Origin of the sequence: Haemophilus parainfluenzae (assembly GCF_014931275.1) — a bacterium.
Taxonomy (GTDB): Bacteria; Pseudomonadota; Gammaproteobacteria; order Enterobacterales; family Pasteurellaceae; genus Haemophilus_D.
In genome coordinates this window covers 544,237-567,578 of the sequence record NZ_CP063110.1, presented here as the reverse complement: position 1 = coordinate 567,578, position 23,342 = coordinate 544,237, and the positions used below count along the sequence as shown (strand labels likewise).

Here is a 23,342-nt window from a genome sequence, read left to right as displayed (position 1 = left end):
GTTATATAAATCAGATACAGGAACATTCCACGATCTTGCGATTTTTTATGTAATTCAACTGCTAAATAATTCTTTTGCCCCTCCGTTAATTGGCTAGGATCTTTTTGGTTTAGGCGAATTAAAAAATTAATATAAGAATCTTTTTTCAATAATTCTCCGCCTATATTTTTTCTTTCTGTTTTAGCCCTTTTTCTTTTTCAAACTTTTCTGAAATATTGAAAAGTTCTTCATCTTCGTTTTTAGAAAGAAGGTTGTTCTCCACAGCATTCTTAGCCGTAGTTAGTCCTACACCAATTCCTTGACTACTATTTGCTGCCACTCCACCCACTAAAGCACCGGCTGCTTGACTAACAGAAGATACGACCTCTTTCTCTTCTCGATTAAGTTGGTTAGGCTTTTTACCATAAAGCTCTTTTGCAATTACATCAGCCATCACCTCACCCGCTAAAGCACCGCCAGCTCCCGCTGCTGCATTTTGATTTGCGGAGTAAGCTTCCACCGCGCCCCAAAGTGCATGGGCAACCTTATTAGCCATAGGACTACCCTCAGTGGCTAGCTTAATTTGATGATTTATTTCTGGCGAAAGTGCGGAGGTAGCAATACCCGCTGCTGGCAAACCACCCAATGCTGCAGAAATCGCATTCATTGCGCCATCAATTTTTCGCTTATATTCTCCTCCAGTTTGCCACTTGTCTGCTTCATTATTAGCCGTTATCAGATTTTGATTCGCGGTATTTAATGCGGTTTCATTTTCTTTGCTTGGGTTAGCTTTATACGCACGGTCAGCAACTTCTTGAGCAGCTTGTGCTTCACGTTGTTTAGCAACAGCTTCTTCACCTAATTTATTTGCAATTGCATTCCCAGCTGCACTCGCTGTTTGAACAAACCCTTTTGTTGCCTCGACTTGTACATTAAGCTCTTTTTGTAAGGCATTCTTATCAAAACGATTTTCTAATTTACCACTTTGACTTTCTGCATTATCAGTACTGATATCGGTTTTAATTGCTGCAAGGGTCTCGGTGATGGATTTCCCTGTACGTGCTTGTTGTGCGTTTTCATTGCGGATTTTAATATTTTGAGTATTGATACCGCTTTTAGTCACACTATCTTGATTATCACTTTCGCGACCATAACCCACACTACCAGAAATACCATTTTTCTCTTGGCCAGTCCATCCGCCATTTGCATCTCCCTTAGCAGATATGCCTATTGAAGAACCTTTATAAGATGAGTGGTTTTCAATATCACTATGGCTTAATGTACCAGTACTAAATTGATTTAATCCTAAGCTTTCAGCTTGTTGAGTTGAAGTAATGATCGCACCTTTTAAATCTGTATGATTTTTTACATTCACATCATAGCCTTCATCACCTGAATAAATTCCTGCCTGTTCATTCACAGATGCATGGTTTGAATTCATTTTAGACTTACTATAACCACCATCAGCAGAAAAACCATAACCAACTGTTATTGAACCATTTACGTTCATTTGTTTTCCATCATAGCTTGCTTTATTTTGCAAGCTCTCAATATTGAGGTTTTCCGCACTAAGCTCTACTCGTTTTCCTTGGATACTTGAACCAATTACATTAGCATCTCCACCTGCCTGAATCACGGTTTTACTTTGGATATCACCTACATGACTTGCTACATATGTAGTTTCATCGCCGTTACCATAACCTTTACCATAGTTGCCACCTACAGTTAATCCAGCTGAAACTCCTTTTCCAATAGCAATAGCAACCCCAGCGTTAAATCCACTGGATTTGTTAGTACTACGCTCTTGATGTGTTTGCTCTGCTGCTTTGATATTTACTTGATTATCAGCAATTAAAGTTGTTCCTTGTTTTCCCCATATATCAGATCCAACAATATCAATATTTGATGCTTTACCCGCTCCTGTAGCGATGATATTCACTTTACCGCCAGCATTGACTTGAGACTTAGCAGCGGTATTACCCACTGTATGTGTTCTGGATTCACTTTGTTGTTGACCATAAGTGATTGAAATTTTAACTCCCGTAGAACCACCAGCTGCTTGCCCTGCACCACTAGCAGCGCCAGCTAACTCACCTAGAGCTTGACCTGCTTGAACCACGTTATACACGCTATTAGCTGCTGTCATTGCATTTACTCGAGCATGCTTACTTTTCCCTATCATTTCAGCTGATTTAGCTACTCCCTGAATAGCTGAAATCACTGGAGAACTTAAGGAAATAGTAACGCCTTTTTGCTGAAAAGTTTGCTTAGTATTCGTTTCATATTTATCATCTGCTGCTTTAATTTCAGCTTTTTGAGCTAAAATATTTACATCACCCTCTATTGCTTTCACTGTACTCGCTGTTTGTGTGTATGATTGCTCGGCAATTATTGTAGTATTCCCCTTGAGGCTACCAACTTGACTACTTTGGGCATAAAGCTTAGTTTGGCCACTTTCCGTAGTTTGTTTTTGGGTACCGAAAGCAACCCCGATACCAGCACCTAGCATTCCTGATTTTTTCTTGCTATAAAAATCATCAGAATAAATTCGGTTCTCAGCCTCACGAATATCAATGTTCTTACCCTTCATCGTCAAGCCATTACCTGCCGCCACATTTGAGCCCTGAATAGTAATATTACCCTTAGTTGAATGGATATTTATCTTATCCACATCCAAATTTGAGGCTTCCGCAACATCATAATCGTGTTTATGTCGATAAACTTCTGTCGTTGAACTTGTTAAACCTCTAGATTTACTTTTTGAACCACTAGAAAGCTGCTCTTTATAACGGGCTTCTTGGATATTAATATTCCCCTCAGACATCACATTCATGGTGCCATTACTGGTTACAGAAACGCCTCGCATTTCAACCGCACTTTTACCTATAGCATCAAAGTTTCCAGTCACATTTAACTGACTGCCAACTTCTTGTTTTTGATCAAGCTTGTAATAATTATCAGCGTTAGAGACATAATGTTCTTTGTTTTGGGTTTCAATCGTGTCGAGATTTAATTTATCACCCGCTTGCAATACAGCATCACCTTTAATATTAAAGTTAGCGCCTTTTACTGTGATATTTTCCGTTGCCATTAAAAGAGCATTGCCTTTTTGCCCCTTGTCAGCTGCATCTTTTCTACCCACATTAATTGAGGCTTGCTGAACAAGGGATTTGCGGTAAAAATTGCCAGTATCCTCGGTTTCACTCGTACGGCTTTCTATGTTAATGTTTTTAGCTTGAGCCACTAAACGCTCTTCTGCATTGAGTTCTCCACCGAGATTATTAAGAGTTTCTTTCGCTTTTAAGTAAAGCTCACGCCCTTGCAATTTTCCGCCTAGGTTTTCTATATTATTTGCCGCCAAATGGGTCAAATTACGCCCAGAAATAACTCCACTGTTTTGAATGTCGCCTTGAATATTGACAATCACATCGTTGGCTGAAATCACTGCGCCTCGACTATCAATATCTGCATTACGGCCTACTACATAAACCTGTGGTGCAAGTACTTCTGTTTTCGTACCATCTTTTAACGTAACTTCACGTTTCACCATCCATACCATGTCTGAAGTGAGCTGTTTCATCTGCTCAGCCGTCAATGCTACGCCAGGGATCAAATTAAGTTTCGTTGCATATTGCGCACCATTATCCATCAAGGCTTTATACTGTTCATAATCTGACGAATACCCTTGAAGGAAACGTCTACCAGTAAGTTGATTAATTTGTTCATTAACTAAACGTTGTTCATAGAAACCATCCCCTAAACGTTTCAAAATATTTTTCGGATCGTTATGAATCTGTTTAAACATATAATCAGAACTTAGCCATTTAGATTTCTGAATAAAACGTGGATCAGTTTCCACTAGGTATTGACTAGATAGCACTGGGTTAATTTTGTAAAGGCTTGCCTGTGGCAATGAAATATCTGGTAAATGCGTTTTGATATCAAGGTTATCTTTATTTTTCATCACTCCAGACGTGATTGCTTCTAGATTAACGCGATGAACATTTAAATCTGTATTTAAAGGTGTTTTCTCTGCTAATGAAACGCCTTGGAAATCTGATTTATTCCCAACAATTGCGCCAGTAGACTCCACCGGCTCACCTATTTTTAAAAGTTCCAGCCCAAATTTAAACGGTTCGACAGGTAATAGGCGGTCGATTTTTTGTTTATTTCGACCATACACAGCCCAAACTTTTCTACCTCTCACACCATGACGATTCTTTTCTTTTATAATGTCTTCTTTCAAACCGATGTCTCGACGATGAATTTCACCATCAACATCAATATTATCCAGTTTTAGTAATCCTTGACTTACTGTACTAACGGGTTCCTTAATCGCTTTATCTGCTAAATATAAAGTGTCACCAATCACAATTCGGGAGTGTTTATTCGTATACTCCCCCCCTTCCAAATGTAAAGATTGCCCGATAAGCAATTTACCTGGGTCTTGGTGTTCAATGGTATTAGTATCTGTGGTTCGAATGTAATCTTGTTTCAGCCAATTTTGAGCTGCCACAGCTTTACGTCCATCATTGAAACGAAAATATTGATTGCTATTATGACGACTATTATTAACATGATCTAAATAGCCCTCACCTTTTTCTCCTTCATTACTATAATAAGTCGCACTGCTATCAAACGGGGAATACGTAACAAAATGATTTTTAGTATATTTATGTCCTAACCTTAAATGTAAATCGTGGTTTAGCAGACGATGGGTTTTAATCCAACCACTTCCTAAAGCTTCAATGGTTGCACTACCGTTATCAATACTATTTGCGTAACCAGTTGCTTGATTATTTTCATTTAACTGTCCACCAATATAGATATTACCTAAACTCATAATAAGTGAATGGTTACGGTTTACTAAATTACCGACACCTAAATCAAGTCTCTCACGAGCAGCAATTGTCGCCGCTGTTCCGTCAGCATTCTCAAGGTTATTTAAATTGTTTGCTTGAATTGCAAGGTGTCCTCCATAAATACGTGCCGTACCAATGTTATTTACATCATTGGCTTTAATCACTGTGGTATCGCCATCAATTAAGCCAAAGTTATTTAGCTTATTAGTTTGAATACGTGTATTTATTGAAGAAATTTCTGCATTAGCACTATTTTGAATAGTAGATCCTTCAACTGATGCTGAATTACCTACCACAAGGTTGGAGTTATTAACAAAATCACCTTTTGTTTTAAAAGTAAGATTATTGCCTACACCAAAGGCTTTATTTAGGGTAAAGCTATCATTTAACTCAATACCCAAATCTCCTTTTGTACTAATTGACCCCTCATCAACTAATGTTTTAGCTTGCAATGTCGTTCCAATCACTGATTCAATTGTCCCTAGTGCATTATTTACAACTAAGGTCAAATCTGGATTTATAATATCAACTCGACCAGTTGATAAAATCTCACCTTTTTGATTATCAAGAGATTGATTAATTGTAAGATTTGCTGATTTTCCAACATAAATGCCGCCAGATTGGTTTTCAATATGATCCGCATTCATTACTAAATTAGCTGTTTGAATACCTTGGGTAAGAGTATCTTGTTTAGCTTTTGTATTTTTATTATTTACATTTGTAACATTCAACACTAAACGATTTGTTGCACTAACCAAAGAGCCTTTATCATCTTCAGCTTGGTTATCAAGTGCGGTCAAATTTAATGTTGAATTCACACTTTGAACAATGCCACCTTTGTTATTTAAATCTGTACCAGATAATGTTAAATCCTGAGATGAAATTACACCTTGTGCATTATTTATTGCAGCTGAAGAAATCGCTGCTGTTTTCGCTGAAATATCACCTTGTGTATTATTTAAATTTTGGGTTTGAATCGTTAAATCAGACTCTCCCTGAATCACTCCTTTAAGGTTATTTAAATCATTTGCAAGCAATGTCGCACGAGAAACCGATGAAATAATGCCATCTTGGTTGTGTAGATTTTCTGTTTTTAATGATAGTTCACCTTGGCTATAAACAATACCACGCTGATTATTAAATTGATTAACTGATAAATCTGCGCGATTTCCGGCAATTAACTTTCCTTCCTCATTATTAACTTGCTGCGCAGTCAATAAAACTTGTCCACCTAACATTTCACCTTTCTGGTTATTTAATGTTGAAGTACTAATATCAAGACTATTTTTTCCAAATAAATAACCAGATTGAGACTCTATATGTCCTGCATTTGTGTTAAGTTTCACACCTTGATTTGACCAAATCACACCTTGATTATTTTGAATTAACGGACTTTGAATAGAGATCAACCCTTCAGCAGCGATTTTCCCTTGAGTATTATCTAGCCCTTTTTTTAAATTCAGTGAAAAGGCTTCTTTACCACGTTGAATCCAGCTACTCTTCTTATTATTAAGTTGTGCAGTATCTATCACAAAATGCCCTGCATTTAGGTTAGTATTCTCCGCTAGAATAGCGTCTGGACTGATTAATGTAGTATTCCCCTCACTGTATAATGTTGCTTGATTCAAATTTAAAGGTGATTGAGTAGATTGGAAAGCAATACTATCAGCTGTTGATTGACTTTCAGATAAATCAAGGGTACCTGCTTTAGCATTAATTTGGCCACTAGCTAGATGCTGAGCTTTAGATGAAACAGAATTTTCAGCTGAGAGCATAATGCTAGCACCTTGAGCACTTTGACTATCTAATGAACGAGTCTCACCTTGTGTAGTTTCTTGAGCAGTTACACCTGCGGCAATTAATGCACCTTTACTAGCCTTAATATTCTTCGCTTGGTAAGCAACATTACCCTTCACTACGGTTTCACCTGTTTGAGTGAGATTATCCTTAGCTTGAACTGAGATCCCACCCTGACGCGAAACAATCGAACCATGTTGTGCCACATTAGCTTGAGAGCGTAATGATACATTACCTTGCTTAGTTTCAATTTTACCTGTATTTTCAATGGATTTTTTTGCGTTAATATCGGCTTGTTGCGTTGAGCTGATAGTGCCACTATTGATAACTTTTCCTTGGCTATCAATCTTCACCTCACCTGCAGCAGCACCAATATGCCCCGCATTACGTACACCAAGACCTTGACCGTTATCCACTAAATGGATTTTCTCAGCATACATCCCGCCTAATTGGCCCACATCCACACTGTAAGTTTGTGTTTGGCCATTTTGGCTCTCTGAAGTGCGGTCAGTTTCGTTTGTATTTTTATCACCAACATAAACCACCGAATCATTGGTGCGGTCTACCTTGTTTTTACCTGTGGTAACCTTAACTTTATTACCCCACACACCACCTTTGATTTCAGCCTTATCTGCAATAATATCTGTGTAATCTGCTTTAGAGGTATCCATCCCCTTTTGACCTACTGAGACCTTTCCTCCTTGTACGCGATAGCCTTTTAATTCACCATTTTCAACTTCTGCCTTACCGTAGTAAACGTTGCACGCCCTGCATTTATCACACCACAGCCATCACACTGAATGCCACTAGGGTTAGCAATCACCACATCTTGCTTTTTTACCCGCTACTTCTACATAACCTTTTAAACGGCTTGGATTCGCTGAGTTAACTTCATTCAAAATCACTTTCGCTTCACCACGAGCAAGATTTGGGTTACCCTGCACCCAGCCAGCCATCTGAGTTTGTGCCGCTTTACGAGCATTGTTTAATACAGCCCCTTTCTCTGCCACATCAAATTGTGAATATTGGTTACGCGATACTCCAGCCTGACTTGGTGCTTGAATATTAACTTGTGGAATGCCATTACCTGTTTGTAATACTGTCGGCTGTTGATTACCTGGTGCTGATTTATCCGCACGAATAGCCATATCTTCAGCTTGAACTGAAGGTGAAAGGAACACAAAGCCTAATGCTAGCATTAAGCTAAAATGGATAGGGTTGAGTGAGAGCGCGGTTGAAAACAACCCTGTTTTTGACTGTTCTGAGCTCATATTCTCACTTTGTGCTTTACCCTGTGATTTGGCAAGTTCAGATACCACAACAAGTTGATTTAATACACGACTAAAAATAACTTTGTAATGACGTTTATTCATTTTCTCAATTTCCTTTAAATTTTAAATTCTGTCTAATTTCAATTAATCTGATAAATACGTATTAAAAACGGTAACTTACATTAAATCCGGTTGTCACATTACTGGTTCTAAATCCTTCTGGCTTTTTAATCGGTTTACCTACGAAATAATCATAGTTAATTCCCCATAATTTGCCTCTAAGACCAATCACCCCACCAATTAAGCTACTTCCTACTTGAAGCTCATCTTGACTAGAATGTACTTTACCTTGGTCTATACCTAAATAAAGCTCATGCCCTTTATTAGCAATGTCCCACCCAAGTTCATTACGCCATAACCAACCTTTTTCACCCGAAAGCGAAAGCTCACCATCAAACCCTCGTACGGTATAACGCCCACCAATACTAAATTTATCTTGTTGAGTTAAAGGTGTGCGATTCCATTGACCATTCCAACTAGTATTGAAACGAAATGGTTGATTACCCATCGTAAATGGATACGTTAAATCAAGTCCCGCTGTAATAATTTGCATGCGTGAAGTCCCTTCACCAAACGCTTCTTCTGGTGCTGGTAGCGCTTTATTACCGCCTGTACCACGCTTGTAACCAGCAAAAATCTGCAAAACAAGGTCGCTGATGTAGTGAGTATGATTAATCCCCACTTCCCAACCTGCTGTTCGACGACGTTGTACTTCAACTTCTGTATCATCAATATAGTTATGAGATTTTTTTTCGTCCATAATGCACCATTGATATACGTTTTATGTTGACTACCACGAGAGAGTAAGCGACTTAAATTCACTTTCATTTGTTGGCTTTCGCCAGAATAGACATAAGACTCAAAAGCCCCTGCGACTGTTTGATGATAAGAATATTTAGAGCCTGAAAGAGTTAAAAGGTAGTTTCTCCAAGGAATAGAATAATAGAGTGTTATATTTTTACTACCATAATCGCCTTCTGCATCGTCACTATTACGCTTAAAGCTACGCGTACCACTGATATAGAACATGTCGTTCAGTGTTAACACATTATCCCAAGAAAATGTTGCTGAGCCCTGTAAGCGACCTGTTGCTTTGCTACCTGAATCATCTACACCTAAAGTTAAATGAAAAGGCAATGTCTGTTTATAGGAAATCACAATATCGGTTTCCCCTACATTTTCACTTGGTACAAGCTCCATATTGGCATCAGCACTTGGTACACGTTTTAAGTTTTCTAATCCTTGCTCAATATTGCGTACATTTAACATGTCTCCTTGCGACATTGGCATAGCAAACCATAGCGTACCGCGTGTCGCAAATGGAATAGCACTTTGGTCTTGTAATTGAATGCGACCCACTTTACCGGGTATTACCGTTAAAACTAACACGCCTGAACGCAAATCTTGCGGTTCAACTACAACACGTGTTGTCACATAACCTGCATCAATCAAACGATTTTGAATACGACGAAGTAATACGTTAATCCCTTCTGAACCAATACAAGCCGGTAGCGCAAAATCACGTTCAGCATAAACTGATTTTAATGCCCAAGAAAATTGGCTAGGTTGAGCAAGTTTAAGAGGCGTTGTGGATGAAGTGGATTCTTCAGCTTGATAGTCTGTGAGTGCTAATTGATTGATGGGAAAACATTGTGCTTCATTTTGTGGAAAGCTAGGAGACGATTCTTTTTCAGCCTCTAAACGCACATTCGCTGATTGCGTTTGCTGAGCTAAAATTGCAGCCTCTTGTTCCGCTTGTTGTTTTTGTTGTTGAGCATCAATTTGTTTTTCTACATTTGCATTTGTAGAAGGTGGATTAGCTAAGATAAAAGGGGAAATAAGTAATAAACAGGAAAGAAAAGAGGGTAATAATTTTTTCATCTATTATGTTAATTAAGTTTAAGTTATTGATAAATATAGGTCTATACAATATCAAATTTTTCAAAAAAAAAAAGCCATTGAAATTTGCATGATTAAGGTATTTATCTCTTGATTCTATTCAAGTTTTAAAACTCTTTGGAGATTGACTGCACTTTGTATTTGGTTAAAGCGTATTCTGTTTAAAATACTTTTGTATTATTTATCCTCAAGACTTAGCATCAGGTTTGTTGTGTTTTTTCACCATTGGATACATATTGGCCTACCTTCCCTATCCCTTACTTTCCAAGCAAAGAATATCATTGAAGTATTGCCTGATCTGACCCCTCCCACCTTTAGGGAAAAGTAGAGAGGTCTATGCTTAATGTGGATTATAAGATTCGCCTAAAGCAAAACGCCATAGATAACCTGTCGTTTTTTACAATGTATTTGCTATAAAAAATAAGTGCTATAAAATAGCCACAACAAGCAAATGGTAATTAATGAGATTGGCTCGATATGAACAATGTACAAAAGAAATATTTTATTGGTCTAACCCATTTTTTGGGAAGTGTTCTAGGCCCTAAATACGAAGTCGTATTTCATTCTTTTGATAAAAAGAAGGCTCATATGGAAGCCATTGCGAATAGCCACGTCAGCGGGCGAACACTTTCCTCGCCACTTAGTTCTTTTGGCTCTAGTTTGTTGCAAGATAAAGTATATTTAGATAAAGATTTTATCTTTAACTACAAAGCTGTGGCAGATTCCGAAAAGGTCATTCGAGGTGCAACTTATTTCATTAAAAACGGGGATAAATTAGAAGGCATCCTTTGTATTAATCATGATACCTCTGAGTTAGTTGATGTGATGACCAAATTGATTTCACTGGAGAATCTCGGAAACTTCGTCAATATTTTAGGTATTGATGCAGCCTTTGCCGAAGTGGAAGAAGCCGAAATAATTAATAAAGAAAAACTCGAAAACTCCATCGAAGATATCCTTTGTGAATACCTTGATTTCACCCTATTACATTCCGATAAACCACTCAGCTTAAGACAGCGGGAAAACGCCGTTCAAGTCTTATTTGATAAGGGTATTTTCAATATCAAGGGTGCCATTCCGATGGTCGCTAAATATTTAAAAATCTCAGAACCTAGCGTATATCGCTATCTCAAAGCTATCAAAGAGAAAGTATAGCGTTAGAATAACTGCCTAATTATGCTAAAAATGTGTATGAAGCAACGTTTCACACCCTACCTATCATATTCTTTATGCTCTTTCCATGTTATTTAGAACACTATAATTTTCCTCTGTAATTACCCAAAATAATAGAATGATTTATTATCGGAAAATAAATTTTTATTGCTATAATGCCTTGAGTTACTATCAATTAAAGGTATTTTAATATGCAAAAAGCCACTATTATTTTAGGGTTATCTCTTCTTTTAACAGCTTGTGATTTAGGTTTTCCCAGAATGACCGTTAATTACGATAATTTACCCCAAGGGGAGATTAAAGAATATATTACGAAAAGATTTCCTAATGAGCCAGAAAAAGAAGCGCTAAGCAAATTGATTTATGCTCATTTAGATGGTGACAATCATGCTGATAGCATCAAAAAAGCAGTTTCCCAAATGGGTATGACTTGTGAAGCAGGAAAAGAAATTTGCGAGTATTCAGGATATATTAGAACGAAACTTACTGGACATAGCTCAGGAAGTGGTCAAGCAAAACGCATTTATCATATTGTTATTTCACCTAAAAAAGGAATAGATTCGTTAGCTCTTGAATATCAAATTGTAGAAGATACCGAAAACTGAAACCCAAGAAATATAAAAGGTACTTAACATGAAAAAATTACTCACAATATCCCTTGCTCTACTTTCCCTAGTTTCAATTGGCTGCGAAGCGAGTGACCATAAGAATCATTCTGGGTTTCAATCTTCAGTTTCAGACAGAAAAAGCAATGCAACAGATTTAAACTTAATGCTAGATGAGGTTTTTAAAACCCGTATTACTGACATTGCAAGTCAACGTGCGAATGTTAGTCATATTGTCTCCAAATACCTTCATTCAGGAATGGATAAGAAAGAAATAAGCGATTTAATTTCGAACCAATTTGAAATTTTAGAAGAAATAGATAATAAACTATTTGCACTCTATAAAAAAGGTGAAGGTTACTTAGGTAATAGACGTGATTTTTATATTGAGTTGTTTTTTAGTAAAGAAGGAAAATTATTAAAAAATAAATCTTATTTAGATAAAAGCAACAATATTTAATTCATTCTTTATGGTCTTATATCAACAAAAAGTGCGGTTAAAAACACACTGATTTTTAACCGCACTTTTTTTATTTTAATCGTGTTATTAACCCACTACTGGAGGCAATACACCTAATTTAATTAGGAATGGGATACACACAATAATCGTCCCTAAAATTGAGACAAAGAGTAGAACCCCTGAACCACCTGGCACACGATAAGGTAAGTTTGGATGTTGATGGCGAGCTTTCCAGACTAATGCTGCCGGCAATACCACTGCATAGAAAGCAAACATTTGTCCTGCATAACCTAATGCAAGGATGAAGCCTTCTGGGTAGAAGAATGCAAAGAGCAATGGCGGAAGGAACGTTAAGAAACCTAAACTTAAACGGTTTGCTGAAATATTGAAGGCGCGTTTTAACAAGTCGTCAATACATTCTAATAAACCGAGTGCCACTCCTAAGAATGAGGTAATCAGCGCTAAGGCAGAGAAGATTTTCACGACAGCAGCAATAATAGTACTGCCTGTAATCACACGAACCGCCTCAATCAATCCATTTAATGTTGGATCTTGATTAAGGATTTCTAAGAAGCGAGTTTGGCTTAATACACCATGAGTTGAAAATTGCCATAAGATATAACCCACTAATGTGATTGCAGAGCCCACAATAATCGAAAATCTTAAGGCTTTTACATCACCTTCTAAGTATTTATTTAAGCAAGGGATCGAACCATGGAAACCAAAAGCGGTAAAGAAAACAGGGCTAGCCGAAATCAATAAGGCTTTATCAATTGGCATGGCCATTAAGTTATCGATTTTAATTTCGGGGATCATCAATCCAAGCACGATAAATAAAGCGGCAATCATCGCAATAAACAAGAAGCGATTTAGCGCATCCACAAAGCTTGTACCAATTGCCACGAAAACACCAAATAAGATTGTAAATGCAAGGATAGAACCTTTCATTTTCAAATCAGGAGCAGCAAAATCAGGTAAAGTTGAAGCAAGAATTGCACCACCACCGGTCACATAGGCGGAAAGCAATGCATAAAGGAAAATCATTAATACGCTGGTTGCGACAATTCGTCCTGGTCGGCCAAAATATTGTGCAGCAAGTGTACCAATGCCGGCATCATGTTCAGCGGTTTGATAAACCTCAACAAATAATAATGCACTATAAGTGAGTAGGATCCATAAAAGAATAAGTAGAACGACTGTAAACGTAAAACCTATTCCAGCAGATGTGAGAGGCATAGCAAGCATCCCTGCGCCAATCATCGTCCCTGAGGTAATTAAGGTACTTCCCAATGTTTTATTCATGAGTTTTCTCCTTTCCGATTATCGTAGAAAGGCTAGTCACTTCCTTACTTGACAATACATCAAACTACAATGTCATTAGAATGTTTTCGCATTTTTCTCATTAACCAAATGTTTTAGATACAAAAAGCCCTTACCTCGTTGCCGAAGTAAGGGCTAGTAGGCCTATTTTTGTTCAAAGCGTGCAGTGAAGAAACGTAATTGTTTTGGTTCATACACGAAACGAAGCCCTTTAATATCCTCTTTATGTTTGAATAAGTGGATAATACCATCAGCAACTAAATCCATGTGTGCATAGGTGTAAACACGACGTGGGATAGTAAGACGTACTGTCTCAAGTTTTGGATGGTGGTTTTCGCCAGTTTTGATATCACGACCAGCTGAAATAATACCACGTTCCATTGAACGTACACCGCACTCAACATAAATTGCTGCTGCTAATGCTTGTGCTGGGAAGTCTTCTTCTTGTTTCAAGTGTGGACAGAAACGACGAGCATCTAAGAACACTGCGTGACCACCAATTGGCTCAACAATCGGTACGCCCGCTGCTTTTAATTTTTCACCGAGATAACGTACTTGTTTAACACGGTGTTCAATGTATTCTTCTTGAGTTGCTTCTTTCAAACCAATTGCCATCGCTTCCATATCGCGACCAGCCATACCACCGTAAGATGGCATACCTTCGAATACTACAACCAACTCTTTAGATTTCATGAACAATTCTTCATCATTCATACATAAGAAACCACCGATATTGGTTAAGCAGTCTTTTTTACCACTCATTGTACAGCCATCTGCGTAGCTGAACATTTCTTGAACGATAGATTTGATTGAGCGATCTTGATAACCTTCTTCTTGCTCTTTAATAAAGTATGCGTTTTCAATACAACGTGTTGCATCATAGAATACTTTAATGCCGTGTTTCGCTGTTAATTCACGAACGGCTTTCATGTTTGCGATAGAAACCGGTTGACCACCTGCTAAGTTTACAGTTACCGCTAAGCACACATAAGCAATATTTTCAGCACCTTTTTCATTAATTAAATTTTCTAATTTTTTAACATCAATATTACCTTTGAACGGGATATCTAATGTTGCATCATGCGCTTCATCACGAATGATATCGTAGAAAATACCGCCATTTGCTTCTTGGTGGAAACGTGTAGTGGTGAAATACATATTACCTGGTACGTATTGACCTGGTTTAATCGCGATACGAGAAAGAATGTTTTCTGCACCACGTCCTTGGTGAGTTGGCACAATATGTTTGAAGCCAAATAAATCTTGAACAGTTTCTTGTAAATGATAGAAGTTGCGGCTACCTGCATAAGCTTCATCACCCATCATAATACCAGCCCATTGACGGTCACTCATCGCGTTAGTGCCGCTATCAGTTAAAAGGTCAATGTAAACATCTTCTGAATCAAGTAAGAAGGTATTGAAACCTGCTTCTTTCATTGCTTTTTCACGTTCTGCTTTTGGTAGGATTGAAACTGGTTCAACACTTTTAATACGGAACGGTTCTGCTGGATAGTATGACATAATAAATCTCCTATTATGATTAGGTTTAAAGTCTAAATGATTATTAACCCGCTATTAAAAAACATCTATCATCGAGTTGCGTGCATAATACTGAATTTTTTTCTGCATTACTGTGATCAAAGTCACAAATCGATAAAATTTTATCAAATTTATGCAAAAAAAATTTTATTTGATAATTTTATATCAAAATATCATAAACATACTGATTTTTAGAGCAAGTAAACAAGCGAGTTGGACTATCCTGTTTTCTCAACAGAACAAGCGGACATAAGAATACTGTTGCAGGCAAGATTGCAATGAGAGGGGGATATATCGGCAAAAGAAGCATCAAAAATACAAAAAGTGCGGTCAATTTTTGAGAGGTTTTAAAACTCTTTGAAATTGACTGCACTTTTTGTCATTCTATTTCAAGTAGTATGCTAAGAAAATTCTAATTTGTTATTAAAAAAACTAATACTTAACCTTAATAAGACTATAACTTTTGATAGCATACTTCTATCTTACTTTTTATCATCCATACATTTTAATGTAGCAAGACTTGCTTTTCCCCTTTCCTCAGCTGTTCCTCTTGGTAAATTTTTAGTTTTCTCATAGCATAGATCAAATTTTTTCTCCTCCTCTGGAGTCATGTCAGATATAACATCCCCATTCCAAAATCGAACAAAATAGCTATCAGAAGAAACACATGCAGTCAAAATACTACAGAGCAAAAAGAGACTGAGATTTATCTTACTCATGTTTTCATCTCCCAATAATACTTTCATCATTTATGTAGCCTGTCTAGTTTTCTATCTACTATTTTTTAGAAAACGACTAAGATAAAAGCCAACCAATACACAAATAAATGATGCTGGATACCACTTTAATATAGATAAAATTTTAACTTTAGAAAAATCAAAGTTAAATTTATATAGAGAGTATAAAGTTGCCATAATAATTAGAAATATTGACATTTTTATAATCTCAATAAAATCATTTTTTTTCATTATTCTGCCCATCTTAGATAGTGGTTTATTAGCCAATGAAGGCGTGTTTTGATCAAAAATTCAGTCTCAAATCAAAACATTAATTCAAAGATCTAATTCCCCACCTTGTTATTTTACTCTTACATCCTCATCAGTAAGCCATTCATACTTTTCAGGAAAATCTTTATATAACGGCGTTCCATTTACTCTCATACAATGAACAAAAATATCACTCATATTAACTCTATAAGTATCACCATATTTATGTTTTTTCTCATAAAACAATGGTTTATTTATTTTATTGCAGTATTGTTCATTTTTAATCCTCAATAACTTTGTTTCTTGAGGTTCATTTTCATAAAAAACTCTTCTTTCTTTATCAAACTCAGCGGCATTATTCCTCACAGAATAATCTCCATTCCAAAACCTAACTATGGGATCATTGACATCTGAAGCACAAGAAGTCAGTAGTGTAAATAAAGGTATTAGTATTTTTTTTTCATTTTCTTACTCATTATTTTATTACTTGAGACTTAACTTCAATTAGTGTAAATAGATTTTACAACATCCTATTTAATCACCAATTAAACCTTTCAACAATCATACCAAAAATTGTTCATTCTTAAACCAATTGAACAAGCCGTTTGAACTAACTAATTTTCCACATAGTCAAAGCAATCGTAAAAGGAATACTTTTACACGCCGGATTGCATAAGTGTTTAGGCAAGCAATCCCGACAAAAATAGAGGAGTAGATTTATGAAATCTAAATTGATGAAAGGGTTAGTGATTGTTGCATTAGCAGGAAGCTTAACCGCTTGTGAAATGGACAGACAACAACGTCATACTGCAACAGGTGCAGCAATCGGCGGTGTAGCCGGTGGTTTATTAGGTGGTGATATTGCCACAACACTCGGCGGCGCGGCATTAGGTGGTGTAATAGGTAGTCAAGTGAATAAAGGCGGAGACTACGATGACAGAGAATATCGTCATCATAAAAAACATAAAAAACATCACCATCACAGAAGACATCGTGATTGGGATGACGACTGGGATGATTAATTCAAAATACAGATAAAAATGACCGCACTTTTGAGATACAAATCAAAGTGCGGTCGTTTTTTAGGGATTATTTATGAATTAATGAATTAATAAGGATTACCACCAGCCAAGGAGTTTCATCCATAATCCACCCACACCAAACCAAATCATTAATGAGAGGATGGAAACAATAAAGCTCACGCCCCACCATTGACCGGTTGAGTTATAACCTGAACCGTATAAAGCAGGGCCAGGACCACCTGCGTATTGCGTTAAACTCATGGATAATGTTGAGGTGTAACCTAAACCAATTGCAGCAATGATTGGTGGTGTACCCACAGCGATGGCCGCAGCCACGAAAGCGAGATACATTGCGGAAATATGTGCCATGGCTGAAGCAAAGAAATAGCGGGTATAGAAGTACACTAACACTAAAATAGTAAAGGCAATTGGCCAGCTGAAACCACCCACAGATGAAGAAATGTGGGTAGAAATCCAAGTGATTGCACCGTATTTGTTAAGTGCATTTGCCATCATCACCAATACAGCAAACCAGAACATCGTATCCCATGCGGTGGTTTCTGCCACGATATTTTTCCAGCTCATAATATTGGTTAATAATAAAATCACTAAACCGATAAACGCTGAAATTGTTGCAGGGATATGGAAGACTAAATCACCCACCGTCCAAAGGAATAAAAGAAGGATAAAGTCTAGGGCAAGAATCCATTCCGCTTTGCTCATTGGGCCCATGCTTTTTAATTCATCACGTGCCATTTCTGCCATTTTAGGCGTATCTTTTAATTCTGGTGGATAAATTAAATACACGAAATAAGGTAAGACGATCAAGCTCACAATACCCGGTACGATCGCCCCTAAGAACCATGTCATCCAAGTGATTTCCACACCTTGGCTTTTCGCGAGTTCTGCAATTAACGGGTTACCCGCCATGGCGGTTAAGAACATGGTACAAATAATGGTATCGATTTGAGAGACAGCAATCGCTAAGAAAGCACCTGCACGACGAGCAGTTGGACCAGGTTTGGACTCATATGCATCAGCAATAGATTGCATAATAGGGTACATAATACCGCCCCCACGCGCAGAAGCCGAAGGAATACCCGGACCGATAACAACATCAGCCAACGCCATACCATAGGCCACACCCATCATTTTTTTACCAAAACGACCAACGAAGTACAGCGCGATACGTTTACCTAAACCGGTTTTAATCACCGCGCGAGATAAAAACATAGCAATAGCAATCAACCAAATTGTGCCGTTTGCAAAACCAGATAACATGCCGACATCACCTTGTTTTGGCGAAATTGGCGTAAGCCCAGTCAAGCCACTAATCACTAAGGCAACTAGCGTTGCAGCACCCATAGGCATTGCTTTAGCGATAATAGCCACAATGGTTGCCACAAACAGTGCTAGCATTCCCCATGCTTTTGCGGATAAGCCTTCTGGCGTTGGGATTAACCAAATCCCTAAACCAACGATGACGGCAATCAGCAGCCCTTGCCATTTAAAGCCTAGTTTGACTTCTACTGCTGGAATTTTACTTTCCATAGGATAACTCCTAGATAAATGAACAAAAAATAATTCATCACCTATAACGGCAGTGACGCAATCGATTAAATAAACGAGTATAAAGATACCACTTATTTAGTACGAGTAAAGATTTAAGCGCATTTTTTTAATAGAATTGAGTAAAAATTTGATATAAATAAAAAATAAACCGCACTTTGATGGATAAAATCAAAGTGCGGTTTATTTTTAGGTTAGAAAGTGAATGATTAATACATGCCTTCTCGCTCTTCACGGGTGCTGATGAAGATATTTTTCACCTGTGTATAAGCGTCAAGCATCATTTTATGGGTTTCACGACCTATACCAGAGGTTTTATAACCACCGAAAGGAGCTCCAGCTGGTAAACGGTTATAACAGTTCACCCAAACACGACCGGTTTCAAGTGCTCGTGCAACTCGTAGCGCACGATTAATGTTATATGTCCACACCGCACCACCTAGGCCATAATCACTGTCATTTGCCATTTTAATTACATCTGCTTCATCCTTGAATTTGATTACCACAGCAACCGGACCAAAAATTTCTTCTTGTGCCACGCGTTTTTTGTTATCAGGCGCTAAAATTAAGGTTGGTTGGAAAAATTCGCCTCGAGCCAATGCCGGATCGGTTGATTTACCTCCACCAACGACGATTTGACACCCTTCTTCTTTAGCAATATCAACATACTTGCTAATAACCTTAACTTGATTTCCGTTTACTTGCGCCCCCATTTGCGTGTCATCTTCCCAAGGTAAGCCGACTTTAACTTTCTTAAATTCTTCTTTTAGTGCCGCGATAAATTTATCGTAAACGCTTTCTTGTACGAAAATACGTGAACCGGCACAACACACTTGCCCTTGGTTGAAGAGAATTCCTTTTTGTGCGCCCTCCAATGCTTTATCAAATGGCATATCGTCAAAGAAAATATTGGCTGATTTACCACCCAATTCCAAGGTGGATGGAATCAACATTTCAGCAGCAGCTACACCAATTTTTCTACCAATTTCGGTGGAACCGGTGAATGCCAGTTTGTTAAATCCAGTATGGTGCAACATGTATTCGCCAGATTTAGAACCCTTACCAGTAATAACATTGAAGACACCTTTCGGTAATAAATGATTAATTTTTTGAGCTAAGGAAAGTAAGCTCAATGAAGTAGTGGAAGATGGGTGAATCACGACGGTACAACCTGCTGCCAATGCCGGTGCTATTTTCCATGCAGCCATTAAGAACGGAAAGTTCCATGGAATAATTTGACCAACAACGCCAATAGGCTCGCGTAAAATCAACGACAAATCTTCGCTATCCAGTTGGTTTGCGACACCTTCTTCGGCGCGAATAACACTGGCAAAATAACGGAAATGATCTGATGCCAACGGAATATCTGCTGCGCGTGTTTCGCGAATCGGTTTACCGTTATCCAACGTTTCTTGTAAAGCGAATAATTCGGTATTTTCGTCAATAATATCTGCAATTTTATTCAAAATTGTAGCTCGTTCCGTTGCGCTAGTATTTTTCCAGGTTTTAAAGGCCTCTTTCGCAGCATTCACTGCAGCATCGACATCTGCATCCGTAGCGTCAATAAAGGTGGCTAAGGCTTCACCATTTGCAGGGTTATATGCTGTTAAGGTATTACCCTCAGAGCCATTTGTCCATTCGCCGTTGATCAATAAACCATAGTGTTTATCAAAGACATTAAGATCTTTTATCATCTGTTTTCTCCTTTTTTCTGCGTTGTGAATCAAAGTAATACCTGATCTTTTTACACCATTAGGTCTTTAATATTTTGTCCGTAAAAGAGGACTATGGGTTGATTTTAGTACAAAACAAGACTTAAAACTGGGAGACAGATCACATTTTGATGGTGAGAAGGAAAGGTAGAGAAAATTGATTTGATAGGTGAAAAAAAACAAAGTACAGAAAAACTTATTGAAAAAAGACCGCACCTGAATGGATAAAATCAAAGTGCGGTGGCGATTTTCTTCATTTTTGACATAGACACTCCAACTATACAAACGACAAAAAAACATAACTACAAATAAGTATTATGGATTGTAGGCATATAGTGAGGAAGAAACTATGATCTTGCTCAATAAAAGGTTAAACACTCATGAGATAAAAATAAAAAAAACATTATATAAATCAATATATAATGTTTTATATTTAATCTAATTAGTAAAATTTAAGAATGAAGAAATTGATTCACGCGTTCAAGCACGGTTTTTCTTACGTTATCCTTTTCAAAAAGAATTTCATGTTTTGCTTGAGGTACAAGCATGGATTCTGCATGCGGAAAAAGTGCAGTCAATTTTTCAAGATTTTTGTTATCTACAATTTTTTCCTTTTCCGCTTGTAAAATAAGCACAGGTGTTTCCACTCTTGGAATGATTTTAGGAAGCGCTTTTATTGCATTTAAACACAAATGTACCCAACGGAAAGTCGGGCCACCTAAGTGAATAGCAGCGCGTTTTCGATTAACTCGGTTCATCCATTTCATTCGCGTTTTAGAATGGCTAAGTTCATTAAGGTTTAAATCTGCCGGTTTGTAATGTCCTTTGCCAAAAACATAACGATGACCTTGACCAAATGCCATCATCGTTGCAATGATGACTTCATCTCGTAACGGATGTTTCATGGGAACGCCAAAGAAAGGCGAAGAAAGCACAGCCTTTTTAATATGATGATCATAATTGGCCAGGTAATAGGTGGAAATCAAAGCACCGAGGGAGTGTGCGAGAATATATTGCGCTTGATAAGCATAAAGTGCGGTCGTTTTTTCAATGATTTTTGCCATATCATCAATATAAAAACGAAACTCATCTAAATGCCCTTTTTGAGGAATAATACGCTGTGAATAGCCTTGTCCTCGGTGATCGAAAAGCAAAACATCATAACCTTGTTGATAAAAATCATAAGCCAACTCAGTCCATTTCAGCATATTTTCTGCTCGACCATTCACCAAAATCATCAATTTTCTGACCGCACTTTCAGGCTGAACCAAATGACGATAAGCTAATTTGATATTTCGTTCACCAGAAAGATATTGCGTCGGAAATTGCTCAAAAAAAGGCAATAACTCTGCAAGAGCAAATTGATGAAAATGAGGTTCTCTGATCATAATTTTTTAACAAAAAATAGTGTAGGGATAGTAATAACAGATATGACGATATAAGGTATTTTTAATTCGATCCAAGCATAGTGAAATAAGCTTGAAAGCTCAAGTGTATTTCCTAAATCAGTACTATCAAAGGTGATAAAAACTGAACCCAATAGCCATAAAAGCCCAAGCCACAAACAACCGATAATAAAGTAAGATAATTTCTGAGAAAAAATAAAAGGAAACAATGCTAAAAACGCAACAGTTATCGTTGTAAATAATATATTAAACGTATATTCACAACGCGCTTCATACAAAAATTCACCCGTGTAATTTTGGCATGTTGTTGCAAAGGTTTCAGGATAACCAAGGCGTGAGACAAACCAATATTGCAAAACAAATGTCATTAAAGAAATTGTAATAAAAACAAAGATAGATCGTAGCATATTATCTTTTTTAGTAATGAAAAGGGCGTAGTAAATACGCCCTTTGTAGTGAAAGTAAACTTATGCCACCAATTGTTTTAAGATACGGCGAACTGGCTCTGCAGCACCCCATAATAATTGGTCACCCACAGTGAATGCCGCCAAGTATTCCGGACCCATTGCCAATTTACGTAAACGACCAACTGGTACGCTTAATGTACCTGTTACTTTAGCTGGGGTTAATTCACGTAATGTGATTTCTTTGTCATTTGGAATCACTTTCACCCATTCGTTGTGAGACGCTAAAATTTGTTCAATTTCTTCTAATGGTAAGTCTTTTTTCAGTTTGATAGTGAATGCTTGGCTGTGGCAACGTAATGCACCGATACGTACGCATAAACCATCCACAGGAATTGGATTGTCGCTTAAACCTAAGATTTTGTTGGTTTCTGCATAGCCTTTCCATTCTTCTTTAGTTTGTCCTGTTTCTGGGAGAAGTTTGTCAATCCAAGGGATTAAGCTACCACCTAATGCCGCACCAAAGTTATCCGTTGGGAAGCTATCAGAACGCATTTCTGCTGTCACTTTACGTTCAATATCTAAAATAGATGAAGCAGGGTCTTTTAATTCACTTGAAACCGCTTGTTCTAATAAACCCATTTGTGAAAGCAATTCACGCATATTTTTTGCGCCTGCACCTGAAGCCGCTTGGTAAGTTGCGACAGATACCCATTCCACTAAATCTTTTTCAAATAAACCACCGATAGCCATCAACATTAAGCTTACAGTACAGTTACCACCTACGAAAGTTTTAATGCCTTTTTTCAAGCCTTCAGAAATCACGTGTTGGTTTACTGGATCAAGCACGATAATTGCATCATCTTTCATACGTAGCGCTGAAGCAGCATCAACCCAATAACCATCCCAACCTGTTGCTTTTAATTTTGGATAAACTTCATTGGTATAGTCGCCACCTTGACAGGTCACGATAATGTCTAATTTTTTAAGTTCTTCAATGTCGAATGCACTTTTAAGTTCACCCGCCTCTTTGCTTGCGAATACAGGGGCTTTTTGACCTGCTTGAGAAGTGGTGAAGAAAACTGGATTAATATTGGCAAAATCTTGCTCTTGCACCATACGATCCATTAATACGGAACCGACCATTCCGCGCCAACCGATAAAACCGACGTTTTTCATGAGTTTTTCCTTATTTTATGTTGTGTTGAATGGGTCTATTAATTACAGGCTTTATGCTACAAAATCAAGTTTTTTTAAAAAAAATGAGACTTTGTTTAA

General features: G+C 37.5%; 15 protein-coding genes and 1 pseudogene. 4 read left to right on the top strand and 12 right to left on the bottom strand.

Features of this window, described 5'->3' with window-relative positions; translation table 11 throughout:
• Positions 1-160: 160 nt before the first annotated feature.
• The 3 genes and pseudogenes from INQ00_RS02740 to INQ00_RS09835 all read right to left on the bottom strand — a co-directional run bounded on the left by INQ00_RS02740 (position 161) and on the right by INQ00_RS09835 (position 9,850).
• Positions 161-7,309 carry a hemagglutinin repeat-containing protein gene (locus INQ00_RS02740; protein WP_232086614.1) on the bottom strand — a complete coding sequence of 2,383 codons (7,149 nt, stop codon included), beginning with the start codon at positions 7,307-7,309 and terminating at the stop codon, positions 161-163.
• Positions 7,310-7,450: 141 nt separating this feature from the next.
• Complete coding sequence (locus INQ00_RS09870) at positions 7,451-8,011, bottom strand: two-partner secretion domain-containing protein (protein ID WP_197547239.1); 561 nt, start codon at positions 8,009-8,011, stop codon at positions 7,451-7,453.
• 61 nt (positions 8,012-8,072) lie between these two features.
• Positions 8,073-9,850 (bottom strand): annotated as a pseudogene (locus tag INQ00_RS09835) (ShlB/FhaC/HecB family hemolysin secretion/activation protein).
• Between the two features lie 495 nt (positions 9,851-10,345).
• Between INQ00_RS09835 and INQ00_RS02720 the strand changes: the two are divergent.
• The 3 genes from INQ00_RS02720 to INQ00_RS02710 all read left to right on the top strand — a co-directional run bounded on the left by INQ00_RS02720 (position 10,346) and on the right by INQ00_RS02710 (position 12,106).
• Complete coding sequence (locus INQ00_RS02720; RefSeq protein WP_041918214.1) at positions 10,346-11,023, top strand: helix-turn-helix transcriptional regulator; 678 nt, start codon at positions 10,346-10,348, stop codon at positions 11,021-11,023.
• Positions 11,024-11,232: 209 nt separating this feature from the next.
• Positions 11,233-11,646, top strand: a complete 414-nt coding sequence (locus INQ00_RS02715; protein ID WP_197547238.1) for a hypothetical protein — start codon at positions 11,233-11,235, stop codon at positions 11,644-11,646.
• A gap of 28 nt (positions 11,647-11,674) precedes the next feature.
• The gene (locus tag INQ00_RS02710; RefSeq protein ID WP_197547237.1) at positions 11,675-12,106 is read left to right on the top strand and encodes a hypothetical protein; all 432 of its coding nucleotides are present in this window, start codon (positions 11,675-11,677) and stop codon (positions 12,104-12,106) included.
• Between the two features lie 87 nt (positions 12,107-12,193).
• Here INQ00_RS02710 and INQ00_RS02705 read toward each other — a convergent pair whose 3' ends face one another.
• From INQ00_RS02705 to INQ00_RS02690, 4 genes are all read right to left on the bottom strand, one after another.
• A complete protein-coding gene (locus tag INQ00_RS02705) occupies positions 12,194-13,408 on the bottom strand; it encodes an aromatic amino acid transporter (RefSeq protein WP_197547236.1) in 1,215 nt (404 codons plus the stop codon).
• Between the two features lie 162 nt (positions 13,409-13,570).
• Positions 13,571-14,947, bottom strand: coding sequence for a tyrosine phenol-lyase (locus INQ00_RS02700; protein WP_178162391.1), 1,377 nt, complete (start codon positions 14,945-14,947; stop codon positions 13,571-13,573).
• Between the two features lie 500 nt (positions 14,948-15,447).
• Positions 15,448-15,714, bottom strand: coding sequence for a hypothetical protein (locus tag INQ00_RS02695; RefSeq protein WP_197547235.1), 267 nt, complete (start codon positions 15,712-15,714; stop codon positions 15,448-15,450).
• 327 nt (positions 15,715-16,041) lie between these two features.
• Positions 16,042-16,317 (bottom strand): hypothetical protein, encoded by a 276-nt coding sequence (locus INQ00_RS02690; RefSeq protein WP_197547234.1) that lies wholly within the window; start codon positions 16,315-16,317, stop codon positions 16,042-16,044.
• 353 nt (positions 16,318-16,670) lie between these two features.
• Here INQ00_RS02690 and INQ00_RS02685 point away from each other — a divergent pair, with 353 nt between their 5' ends.
• A complete protein-coding gene (locus INQ00_RS02685; protein WP_111327416.1) occupies positions 16,671-16,973 on the top strand; it encodes a YMGG-like glycine zipper-containing protein in 303 nt (100 codons plus the stop codon).
• Between the two features lie 96 nt (positions 16,974-17,069).
• Here INQ00_RS02685 and INQ00_RS02680 read toward each other — a convergent pair whose 3' ends face one another.
• The 5 genes from INQ00_RS02680 to asd form a co-directional block, all read right to left on the bottom strand.
• On the bottom strand, positions 17,070-18,524 hold the full coding sequence (locus INQ00_RS02680; protein WP_197547233.1) for a DASS family sodium-coupled anion symporter: 1,455 nt from the start codon (positions 18,522-18,524) through the stop codon (positions 17,070-17,072).
• A 227-nt stretch (positions 18,525-18,751) separates the two neighbouring features.
• Positions 18,752-20,233, bottom strand: a complete 1,482-nt coding sequence (locus INQ00_RS02675) for an aldehyde dehydrogenase family protein (protein ID WP_197547491.1) — start codon at positions 20,231-20,233, stop codon at positions 18,752-18,754.
• A 473-nt stretch (positions 20,234-20,706) separates the two neighbouring features.
• Entirely contained in the window at positions 20,707-21,642 is a 936-nt protein-coding gene (locus tag INQ00_RS02670) for an alpha/beta fold hydrolase (protein WP_197547232.1), read from the bottom strand.
• Positions 21,639-22,028 carry a hypothetical protein gene (locus INQ00_RS02665; protein WP_054420179.1) on the bottom strand — a complete coding sequence of 130 codons (390 nt, stop codon included), beginning with the start codon at positions 22,026-22,028 and terminating at the stop codon, positions 21,639-21,641. Before INQ00_RS02665 ends, INQ00_RS02670 begins: the two co-directional genes overlap by 4 nt.
• Before the next feature lie 99 nt (positions 22,029-22,127).
• Positions 22,128-23,243, bottom strand: a complete 1,116-nt coding sequence (asd, locus tag INQ00_RS02660) for an aspartate-semialdehyde dehydrogenase (protein WP_197547231.1) — start codon at positions 23,241-23,243, stop codon at positions 22,128-22,130.
• Positions 23,244-23,342 lie beyond the last annotated feature (99 nt).

Coding starts and splice junctions, on each gene's coding strand:
- asd (WP_197547231.1), bottom strand. CDS start 23,243: ATGAAAAACGTCGGTTTTATCGGTTGGCGCGGAATGGTCGGTTCCGTA.
- INQ00_RS02710 (WP_197547237.1), top strand. CDS start 11,675: ATGAAAAAATTACTCACAATATCCCTTGCTCTACTTTCCCTAGTTTCA.
- INQ00_RS02705 (WP_197547236.1), bottom strand. CDS start 13,408: ATGAATAAAACATTGGGAAGTACCTTAATTACCTCAGGGACGATGATT.
- INQ00_RS02695 (WP_197547235.1), bottom strand. CDS start 15,714: ATGATGAAAGTATTATTGGGAGATGAAAACATGAGTAAGATAAATCTC.
- INQ00_RS02720 (WP_041918214.1), top strand. CDS start 10,346: ATGAACAATGTACAAAAGAAATATTTTATTGGTCTAACCCATTTTTTG.
- INQ00_RS02685 (WP_111327416.1), top strand. CDS start 16,671: ATGAAATCTAAATTGATGAAAGGGTTAGTGATTGTTGCATTAGCAGGA.
- INQ00_RS02680 (WP_197547233.1), bottom strand. CDS start 18,524: ATGGAAAGTAAAATTCCAGCAGTAGAAGTCAAACTAGGCTTTAAATGG.
- INQ00_RS02670 (WP_197547232.1), bottom strand. CDS start 21,642: ATGATCAGAGAACCTCATTTTCATCAATTTGCTCTTGCAGAGTTATTG.
- INQ00_RS02700 (WP_178162391.1), bottom strand. CDS start 14,947: ATGTCATACTATCCAGCAGAACCGTTCCGTATTAAAAGTGTTGAACCA.
- INQ00_RS02665 (WP_054420179.1), bottom strand. CDS start 22,028: ATGACATTTGTTTTGCAATATTGGTTTGTCTCACGCCTTGGTTATCCT.
- INQ00_RS02740 (WP_232086614.1), bottom strand. CDS start 7,309: ATGGATACCTCTAAAGCAGATTACACAGATATTATTGCAGATAAGGCT.
- INQ00_RS09870 (WP_197547239.1), bottom strand. CDS start 8,011: ATGAATAAACGTCATTACAAAGTTATTTTTAGTCGTGTATTAAATCAA.
- INQ00_RS02715 (WP_197547238.1), top strand. CDS start 11,233: ATGCAAAAAGCCACTATTATTTTAGGGTTATCTCTTCTTTTAACAGCT.